General features: G+C 68.8%; 9 protein-coding genes. All 9 read right to left on the bottom strand.

Annotated elements, in window-relative coordinates:
- Positions 1–911, bottom strand: a 911-nt coding sequence (gene ftsA, locus VD972_RS19400) for a cell division protein FtsA (RefSeq protein ID WP_324989125.1), incomplete at its 3' end; no start/stop codon positions are given.
- A gap of 45 nt (positions 912–956) precedes the next feature.
- A complete protein-coding gene (locus VD972_RS19395) occupies positions 957–1,811 on the bottom strand; it encodes a cell division protein FtsQ/DivIB (RefSeq protein ID WP_324989123.1) in 855 nt (284 codons plus the stop codon).
- A gap of 113 nt (positions 1,812–1,924) precedes the next feature.
- A complete protein-coding gene (locus tag VD972_RS19390; RefSeq protein WP_324989121.1) occupies positions 1,925–2,869 on the bottom strand; it encodes a D-alanine--D-alanine ligase in 945 nt (314 codons plus the stop codon).
- On the bottom strand, positions 2,866–3,798 hold the full coding sequence (gene murB, locus VD972_RS19385) for a UDP-N-acetylmuramate dehydrogenase (protein ID WP_324989119.1): 933 nt from the start codon (positions 3,796–3,798) through the stop codon (positions 2,866–2,868). The genes VD972_RS19390 and murB overlap by 4 nt, the downstream gene beginning before the upstream one ends.
- A 2-nt stretch (positions 3,799–3,800) precedes the next feature.
- Positions 3,801–5,228: a UDP-N-acetylmuramate--L-alanine ligase gene (gene murC / locus VD972_RS19380; RefSeq protein ID WP_324989117.1), complete on the bottom strand. Its 1,428-nt coding sequence runs from the start codon at positions 5,226–5,228 to the stop codon at positions 3,801–3,803.
- Positions 5,229–5,231: 3 nt separating this feature from the next.
- A complete protein-coding gene (gene murG / locus VD972_RS19375) occupies positions 5,232–6,377 on the bottom strand; it encodes an undecaprenyldiphospho-muramoylpentapeptide beta-N-acetylglucosaminyltransferase (RefSeq protein ID WP_324989116.1) in 1,146 nt (381 codons plus the stop codon).
- On the bottom strand, positions 6,374–7,528 hold the full coding sequence (ftsW, locus tag VD972_RS19370) for a putative lipid II flippase FtsW (RefSeq protein WP_324989114.1): 1,155 nt from the start codon (positions 7,526–7,528) through the stop codon (positions 6,374–6,376). The genes murG and ftsW overlap by 4 nt, the downstream gene beginning before the upstream one ends.
- Positions 7,529–7,538: 10 nt before the next feature.
- Positions 7,539–8,912 carry a UDP-N-acetylmuramoyl-L-alanine--D-glutamate ligase gene (gene murD, locus VD972_RS19365; RefSeq protein ID WP_324989112.1) on the bottom strand — a complete coding sequence of 458 codons (1,374 nt, stop codon included), beginning with the start codon at positions 8,910–8,912 and terminating at the stop codon, positions 7,539–7,541.
- 12 nt (positions 8,913–8,924) lie between these two features.
- On the bottom strand, positions 8,925–9,908 hold a 984-nt coding region (gene mraY / locus VD972_RS19360), incomplete at its 5' end, for a phospho-N-acetylmuramoyl-pentapeptide-transferase (protein WP_324989110.1).

Below are 9,908 nucleotides of genomic sequence, written 5' to 3'. Positions count from 1 at the left end.
AAGATCTCCTCCACGCGCGGCTCGAGGATCTCGCAGAGGATCTGCCGGCCCAGCACGCGCGGCTGGCGGCCGCCCACGCTCGGCACCTCGATCGTCTCATCCTTGTTGACCATGCTAGCGAGCGCACAGCCGAACTTCTGCTTGATGCGCTCGGCCTCGTGCGCCGGGGTGCGCAGGCCGATGGCGATGTCGCTGGTGAGGTTGTTGCCGCCCAGGGCGATGACGGCGGTGTGGACGATGGAGCCGCCGGAGAAGATGGCGATGTCCGTGGTGCCGCCGCCGATGTCCACCAGGCACACGCCCAGCTCCTTCTCGTCCTCGCTGAGCACGGCCTCGGCGGAGGCCAGCGGCTGCAGGACGATGTCGGCGACGTTGAGGCCGGTGCGGTTGGCGCACTTGACGATGTTCTGCGCGCTGGAGACGGCGCCGGTGACGATGTGCACCTTGGCCTCGAGCCGCACGCCCGCCATGCCCAGCGGCTCCTTGATGCCGCCCTGGTCGTCGATGATGAACTCCTGCGGCAGGACGTGAATCACCTCCCGATCCAGGGGGATGGCCACGGCCTTGGCGGCGTCGATGACGCGGGCGATGTCCGCCTCGCGGACCTCCTTGTCCTTCACCGCGACGATGCCCTGGGAGTTGAAGCCCTTGATGTGGCCACCGGCGATGCCCGTGTAGACGTGGGAGATCTCCGCTCCCGCCATGAGCTCTGCCTCCTCCACCGCGCGGCGGATGGAGGACACAGTGGCCTCGATGTTGACCACGACGCCCTTGCGCAGCCCCTTCGACGGGTGGGTGCCGATGCCAATGATGTCGATCCCGCTGTCGGTGAGCTCACCGACGATCGCGCAGATCTTCGTCGTGCCGATGTCGAGGCCGACGATGATCTCCCCAGACTTCTGCTTCGCCATGACAACTGCCTCCCCGGTGCCCCCACTCTCGTGAAAGGGCGTTCCCTACTGCGTCGAGACCCCGCTCCTCTCGGATGCGGGACTCGAAAGCTTCACGGCCACCCAGCCGGGACGAGCCCGGTTCTCCAGGTGGATGACGTCCGCCGTCAGGCCCTTCGCGCTCAGCTCGCGTCGCACGCGCGCCAGCCGCGTCAGCTTGGCCTCGGTGTTCCCCTCGCCCAGCAGGACTTCTTGTCCGGCCACCGTCACCAGGGCCAGGGAGGTGCCGTCCACCCGCACCTCGGACAGCCGCTCGTGCCGGCCGGGCTTGAGCGCCGCATAGGCATGCGCCACCGCGATGGCCGCCTTCATGCGCTCGCGCACCCCGGCGGGATCCTTCACGTACGCGTCGCGCTCCACGCCGGTGACGAGCGGCAGATCCAGCCCATCCCCGGGCGTCACCCGCTTGAAGGGCTCGCCCTCCCCGTCCAGCACATACAGATCGCCCAGCACCACCAGCGCCTCGGCGGTGTGCTCCGCCACCGCCACGGAGACGGTGGCCGGGAAGTGCCGTGTCACCTCCACGCCGCGCACCCACGGGTGCTGGAGCATGGCCTTCTCCAGCGCGGGCACCTCCAGGGCGAAGAGGTTCTGCCCCAGCGCCAGGCCCGACAGCTTCACGAGCTCTGCCCGCGAGGCGTGCGTCAGCCCGGTGAAGTTCGTCTCCTGGAGCTGGAAGCGCGGCGAGGCCAGCGCCCAGGCGCGCAGCTCCACCCCACCCCAGATGAGGCCGGCGGTGAGCGCGGCGGCCAGCAGGCCCTTGCCCACGGACGGACCGTGGTTGCGCACGACGCCCCTCACCGCCTCCTTCTGCTGGGCGGTGTCGACGCGGCGGCGGTTCTTGGACTTCCCAAAGGCCATGGAAAACAGGTCCGCATGCTGCGCCCGGTTGGATCGGTGCGCCAGTTTTTGGCTACAGGTACGTGGCTGTAGCGGCGCCTAGGGGAAACCCCTTAGGAGCTCCTGCTGGAGGCTCAGGCCTTGAGGGAGGCGCCGAGGAGGATCCGCTCACACAAGGTGGGGAAGTCAATGCCTTGGCCCGCGGCGATCTTCGGCAGCAGGCTCGTCTCCGTCATGCCCGGCAGCGTGTTGATTTCCAGCACGAACACCTCTCCCGACTCGGTGGCGATGACGTCCGAGCGCGATGCTCCCTTGCAGCCGAGCGCCTTGTGGACGGCGAGGCACACCGCGTTCACGCGCGCATACTGATCTGCGGGCAGGGGTGCTGGGAAGAGGTACCGCGTACCACTCCCCGCCGTGTACTTGGCCTCCTGGTCGTAGAACTCGCGGGCAACCACGACTTCGATGACGCCGAGCGCCTCGTCATCCAGCACGGCGCCCTGCACCTCGCGGCCCTTGATGAACTGCTCCACCAGGAGGAAGCCGGCGTACTGGGAGGCATCGTCCACGGCGGCCAGGTACGCCTCCTTCGTCTTGCAGACGTGGACACCCACGCTGCTGCCCTCGCGGCTGGGCTTGACGACGACGGGGAACGGGAAGGACAGCGAGTCCACCGCGGCCCGGGCGCTCGGGGCGTCCGAGAAGACCTTATAAGGAGGCGTGGGGATGCCGTGGACGGTGAAGACCTGCTTGGCGTAGACCTTCTCCATGCCCATGGCCGAGGCGAGCACGCCGCTGCCGGTGTAGGGGATGAAGAGGGCCTCGAGCAGGCCCTGGATGCAGCCATCCTCTCCGTAGCGGCCGTGGAGCGCGAGCCAGGCCACGTCCACCTTCTCCGCGGCGAGGCGCACGGCCAGATCCTTGCCCACGTCGATGTCCACCACGTCATAGCCGAGGGAGCGCAGCGCCTTGGACACGGCGGCTCCGGTGCGGAGGGACACGTCACGCTCGGCGGACAGGCCGCCCATGAGGACGCCGACGCGCTTGGACTTGAGATCGGACTTGGACAGGACGCTCACGGAAGGAACTCCCCTACGCGTTTGACTTCGGGTTTGAGCTCGACGCCTGTCTCGGCCTTCACCCGCTCTTGCATCAGGGTGATGAGCCCGAGGACGTCGCGGGCGGTGGCACCGCCCAGGTTGACGATCCAGTTGGCGTGCAGGGTGGACACCTGCGCGCGGCCGAGGGTGTGGCCCTTGAGGCTCACCGTCTCGATGAGGCGCCCGGCGAAGTCGCCCGGCGGGTTGGTGAAGACGCTGCCGAAGTTCGGCTGGCTGAGCGGCTGGGTGCTCTTGCGGTAGGCCAGGTCCTTGTCCATGGCCTGCTTGGAGGCCGCGACGTCTCCCTTGAGCAGCCGGAAGCGCACCCGCGTCACCACCCCGCCCGGGGGTAGCTCCGAGTGCCGGTAGGCGTGAGGAATGCGCGCCTTCTCCAGCCACCCCACCCCGTCCACGGTGGCCACCTCCACCGCCTCCACGGCGCGGAAGCACTCGCCGTTCTTGGTGCCGGCGTTCATCGCCACCGCGCCGCCCAGCGTCCCGGGGATGCCGGCGAGGAACTCGGCGCCGACGAGGCCGTTGCCCCGCATCAGGTTGATGAGCCGGACGATGGCCGCGCCCGCGCTCAGCGTGAGCCGCCCCTCCTCCTCGCTCACCTCGGCCACCTCCGGGAAGAGATCTCCCGGGAGGCGAAGGGTGATGCCCTTCACGCCCCCATCTCCCACGAGCGTGTTGGCGCCACCGCCGAGGATGGAGACGGGCGCGCCCTCCTCCCGGGCCAGCCGCAGCAGCGCGACGAGGGCCTGGGGGCTGCGCGGACGCACGAGCGCCTCCGCCGGGCCTCCCACCCGGACGCTGGTGAGGGGAGCGAGCGGCTCGCCCGCCTTCACCTCACAGCCTCCGAGGAGCGACACCTGCTCCGGGAGTGAGGATGCGATGCGCGCCGTCATACTCACCCGCCCTTGGCGACCCCGGTCTTCCCGAGCAGGGCCAGCAGATCCGGCCCCACCTGGGTGATGTCGCCGGCGCCCAGCGTGAGGACGATGTCTCCCTCGCGCAGCCGGGGAGCGATGGCGGCGGGCAGATCCACGCGCTTCTCCACGTAGGTGACGTCGCGGTGCCCGTGGGCGCGGATGGCCTCCGCCAGCGCATCGCCGGTTGCGCCGGGGATGGGCTCCTCGCCGGCCGCGTAGACGCTGGAGACGAAGAGCACGTCCGCGTCATTGAAGGAGGTGGTGAACTCCTTCTTCAGATCATGGGTGCGGCTGTAGCGGTGCGGCTGGAAGGCCACCACCAGCCGCCGCCCGAAGGCCCGCCGCGCGCCGGCCAGCGTGGCCAGCACCTCGGTCGGGTGGTGCCCGTAGTCGTCCACCACGGTGATGCCGCTTACCTCGCCGCGCACCGTGAAGCGCCGCTGCACGCCGCCGAACTCGGCCAGCGCGCCGCGCACGGTGTCCAGCGGGATCTCCATCTCCTCGGCCACGGCGATGACGGCCAGGGCGTTGAGGGCGTTGTGCGCGCCCACCATGCGCACGCGGAACTCGCCCAGCGGCTCATCTCGCCGGAAGGCCTGGAAGCGCGTGGTGAAGCCCTCCAGCGTGATGCCCTCCAGGCGGTAGTCCGCCATGTGCGAGCTGCCGTAGGTGACGACGCGCTTCTCCAGCCGGGGCAGCAGCTCCTGCACGTTGGGGTGATCCAGGCACAGGACGTTCAGCCCGTAGAAGGGCACGCGGTTGCAGAACTCCACGAAGGCCGTCTTCAGCACCTCGAGCGTCCCGTAGTGGTCCATGTGCTCGGGATCGATGTTCGTCACCACGGTGATGGCGGGGTGCAGCTTGAGGAAGCTGCCATCGCTCTCGTCCGCCTCCACCACCATCAGCTCGCTCTTTCCGAGCTTGGCGTTGGAGTCGAGCACGTTCACCTTGCCGCCCACCACGGCCGTCGGGTCCAGCCCCGCCGCCGAGAGCACCGTGGCCACCATGGAGGTCGTCGTGGTCTTCCCGTGGCTGCCGGCCACCGCCACCGCGTACTTGAGGCGCATGAGCTCCGCGAGCATCTCCGCGCGGGGGATGACGGGGATCTTCCGCTGGCGCGCGGCCACCACCTCCGGGTTGTCCTTCTTCACCGCGGAGGAGATGACCACCACGTCCGCCTGCACGAGGTTCTGCGCCTTGTGGCCCTCGTAGATGCTGGCGCCCATGGCGGCCAGCCGCCGGGTGATGTCGCTCCCCTTCAGATCCGAGCCCGACACCCGGTAGCCCAGGTTCAGCAGCACCTCGGCGATGCCGCTCATACCGATGCCGCCGATGCCCACGAAGTGCACCTGTGCCGCATGGCGCGTCTTGAAGAGGCTCTGGGGCTTGCCGCCACCCTGGGTCATGACTCACTTGCTCCTGGAGGGCTTGGGCGTCTCGGCCTTCGCCGCACGCTCGCGGCCGTTGGGCCCGTACGCCTTCACCATCAGATCCACGCACACGTCCGCCAGCTCCTTGGAGGCCTCGGGGCGGCCCAGCAGCGCTGCCTTCTTCTCCATCTGCTTCAGGCGCGCTGGCTCCGTCTTGAGGAGACGGATGTGCTCGGCCAGCATCTGTCCGGTGAGCTCCGCCTCGCGGAACATCAATGCGGCCCCCGCCTCCACCATCGCCCGGGCGTTGACGGCCTGGTGGTCATCCGTGGCGTACGGAAAGGGAATGAGAATGCTGGCCTTCTTGCACACCGTGAGCTCGGCCAGCGTGGTGGCACCGGCCCGGCACACCACCAAGTCCGACCTGGCGTAGGCGTCTGACATGTCGTCGATGAACTCCACCACCTCGGCCTGGAAGCCTCGGTCCGCGTAGCCCTTGCGCACCATCTCCAGATCGTTCTTCCCCGTCTGGTGCACGAAGCTCAGCTGGCCCTTCAAGTCCTGCAGCGAGTCCAGCGCCTCCACCACCCGCTGGTTGATGCCCTTGGCGCCCAGGCTGCCGCCGAAGACGAGGACGGAGAAGTGCTGATGCGCCACGTGCGAGCGCAGGTAGTTGTCCATCAGCTTGCGGCGGATGGGGTTGCCCACCAGCTGCACCTTGCCCTCGGGGAAGAAGCTCCGCGCCTCCTCGAAGGCGGTGAAGACCACCTTCACGAACTTGCCGAGGATCTTGTTGGTCATCCCCGGCAGCGCGTTCTGCTCCTGCACCGCGGTGGGAATGCCCAGCATCCACGCGGCCATCACCACCGGCCCGCTGGCGTAGCCGCCCACTCCCACCACCACGTCCGGCTTGTGCTTTTGGAGGATGCGGAAGGACTCGAGGAAGGCCAGCGGCAGCGTCAGCAGGCCCAGGAGGAGCTGCCCCAGCCCCTTGCCCTTGAGGCCTCGGGCCCGGATGAACTCGAGCGGGAAGCCCGCCTGCGGCACCACCCTCGCCTCCAGGCCCCGCTCGGTGCCCACGAAGACGACCTCGTTCTTGTGGTGGCGCGTCACCACCTCTTCCGCCAGGGCGATGCCTGGAAAGAGGTGCCCACCCGTCCCGCCACCAGCGATGAGGACCTTCACGCCGCCACCTCCCGCATCTCGCCGCCCACGCGGGAGGTCCGCTGAGCCCCGTCTGCGGCGGTGCTCAGCGACAGCAGCACGCCCGCCGTCCCCATCAACACCAGCAGCGACGTGCCGCCGTAGGAGACGAAGGGCAGCGTCAGCCCCTTGGTGGGCAGCAACCCCATGGCCACGCACATGTTCACCACCGCCTGGAATGCGACGATCGAGGTGAGGCCCAGCCCCAGGTACGTGCCGAACGGCTCCGGCGCGGCCAGGGCGATGCGCACGCCGCGCCAGATGACGATGGCGTAGAGCGCCACCAGCAGCGTCACGCCCACCAGCCCCAGCTCCTCGCCGATGATGGCGAAGATGAAGTCGGTGTGGGCCTCGGGCAGGAAGAAGAGCTTCTGCCGTCCGTCCCCCAGGCCGAGTCCTGTGAGCCCTCCCGAGCCGATGGACATGAGCGACTCGGCCACCTGGTAGCCCACGTCATGGCGGTGGGCCCAGGGATCCAGGAAGGCCAGCACGCGCTTCATGCGGTAGGGGCTGGAGGCGATGGCCACGTACGCCAGCGGCAGCGCCAGCAGCACCGAGCCCACCAGGTAGCTGAGCTTCGTGCCCGCGGCAAAGAGCAGCACGAAGAGCAGGAACACGAGCAGCACGGAGCTGCCGAAGTCCGGCTGGCGCATGCACAGCATCACCAGCACGCCGCACAGCAGCAGGTGGGGCAGGAAGCCCACGGAGAAGGTGGCCACCTTCTCGCGCTTCTTGGCCAGCGAGTAGGACAGGTAGACGACCCAGGCGAACTTGGCGACCTCGGCCGGCTGGAGGCCGAAGCCCGGGAAGCGGATCCACCGGCGCGCACCGCCCACGGTGGTGCCGATGCCCGGAATCAGCACGATGACGAGCAGCACAATGGTGACGATGAGCAGCGGCCAGGCCAGGCGTGCCAGCCGGCGCCAGCCCACCTTCATTGCCACGGCCATGGCCACCACGCCCATGCCGGCCGCCACGAGCTGGCGCTTGAGGAAGTAGAGGCTGTCGCCCAGCTTGTCCTGCGCGAGGATGGCGCTGGCCGAGTAGACCATCACCAGCCCCAGCGCCACGAGCGCGAGCACTGCACAGAGCAGGATGGGATCGAACCGGACGGGCGCGGCGGTTGTCTTCATGGCCTGTACCTCAGAGCCCCTGCACGAGCCGCTTGAAGGTGTCGCCGCGGTCCTCGAAGTTCTTGAACTGATCGTACGACGCGCAGGCGGGGGACAGCAGCACCGTGTCGCCAGCCTTCGCCAGCTCGCGTGCCCTCCTCACGGCCACGTCCAGCGTGCCGCACGGGTGCACCTCCGCGTGCCCCTGGTACGCGGCGGCAATCGTCTCCGCGTCCTGGCCGAGGGTGAGGACCGTCTTCACCTTGCCCCGCCCCTCCTCCACCATCGGCTGGTACGGCGCGCCCTTCCCCTTCCCGCCCGCAATGAGGAGCAGGTTGCCCGGGAAGGCCCGCAGCGCCACCAGCACCGAGTCCACGTTGGTGGCCTTGGAGTCATTCACCCACTCCACCCCCTCCAGCACTCGCACGCTCTCCAGGCGGTGGGGCAAGCCCGGGTAGCTGTCCAGCCCGGCCTGCACGGCCTCGCGCGACACGCCGCCCAGCCGGGCCAGCAGCGCCGCCGCCATGGCGTTCTGCGTGTTGTGCCCCCCGCGCAGCGCGCGGTTCGTCAGCGAGTAGTCCTCCTTCAGGAAGTCCAGCCGGAAGCCCCCCGGCCGCGCCACCGCGAGCCCTGTCAGCTTCGGGCCGCCCTGCGCGGCCTGGCCCGTGAGGCTGAAGCCGTAGACGGGCACGTTCGCCAGCAGCCCCAGCCGCAGCACGTGCGCGTCATCCGCGTTCACCACCGCGAAGCCACCCGGGCCCTGGCTGGCGAAGATGCGCGCCTTCGCCTCGCCATACGCCTCGTGGTTCGCGTAGCGATCGATGTGGTCCGGCGTGAGGTTGAGGATGGCCGCGCCCTTGGGCCGCATCTGGTGGACGCCCTCGAGCTGGAAGCTGGAGAGCTCCACCACCAGCGTGTCCCAGTCCTTGGGCGTGAGCGCGGCCTCCGCCAGCGGCCGCCCGAGGTTGCCGCCCACGAAAGTACGGCCCCCGCCCCGCTTGAAGAGCTCGCCGGTGAGCGCCGTGGTGGTGCTCTTGCCGTTGGTGCCGGTGATGCCGATGAGCGGCACCTCGGAGAGGAAGCGCCAGGCCAGCTCGATCTCGCCCCAGATGGGGATGTCCGTCTCGGCCGCGGCCTTCAGCTCCGGCAGGTCCAGCGGCACGCCGGGGCTCACCACCACCAGGTGCTGCATCTCCAGCAGCCCGGGCGGCGTCGCCCCCGTCACCAGCTTCACGTCCTGGGCCTTCAGCTCACGGGCCACCTCGCCCAGCGACGCCTCGTCCCGGGCGTCGAGCGCCGTCACCTGGGCCCCATTCGCGAGCAGCAGCTTGATGGCCGCCACTCCACTCTTTGCCAGCCCGAACACCAACACCTTCTGACCGGACAGCGCGGAGGCGGAGGACATGGGATGCGACTCCTAGCGGAGCTTGAGGGACAGCAGCGCTACGCCGCCACACAGGATGGCGACGATCCAGAAGCGGACGATGATCTTCGGCTCGGCCAGACCCTTGAGCTCGAAGTGGTGGTGGACCGGGGCCATCTTGAAGACGCGCTTGCCCGTCGTCTTGAAGGAGATGACCTGAATCATCACACTGAGGATCTCCGCGAAGAAGACGCCGTGGATGATGGCGGAGACCACCTCATTCTTGGAGAGCACGGCCAGCCCGCCCAGCGCGCCACCCAGCGCCAGCGAGCCCACGTCACCCATGAAGACGGAGGCGGGGTAGGTGTTGAACCAGAGGAAGGCGATGCCCGCGCCCACGATGCTGGAGCAGAAGACGGACAGCTCCGCCCCACCCGGCACCTGGAGGATGCCCAGGTACTGGTACAGCGGCGTGGCCACGACGCGCGTCACCCCGTTCACCGTCTGCGAGTCCGCCAGGTGCAGCGTGGTGCCCGCCACGTAGCAGAGGATGGCAAAGGTCGTGGCCGCGACAATGGTGGGGACGATCGCCAGGCCGTCCAGGCCATCCGTGAGGTTCACCGCGTTGGAGGTGCCCACGACGACGATCCAGCCGAACACCACGTAGAGCCAGCCCAGATCCGGGCTGAACCAGTGCGAGGGGATGAAGGGCAGCGTCAGCTTGGTGCTGATGAGCAGCGTGGGGCCGAAGGAGCCGTCCGCCTTCGTCCACGTGCACATGAAGCCGAAGATGGCGATCAGGTAGAAAATGGTCTGCAGCACCATCTTCTTGCGCCCGGCCAATCCCTTGGAGTTGCGCTTGGAAAGCTTGAGCCAGTCATCCAAGAAGCCGATGAAGCCGTAGCCAAAGGTGAGCAGCAGCATCACCCAGACGCCGCGGCTCTTCAGGTCCGCGAACAGCAGGGTCGCCGTCCCGATGCACAGGAGGATGAGCTGGCCGCCCATGGTGGGGGTGCCCTTCTTCGACTGGTGCGCCTG

It is taken from the genome of Hyalangium sp. (assembly GCF_035629615.1).
GTDB lineage: Bacteria > Myxococcota > Myxococcia > Myxococcales > Myxococcaceae > Hyalangium.
Note: the sequence above shows the minus strand (reverse complement) of the source record. Positions and strands in the feature narration are given on the sequence as shown.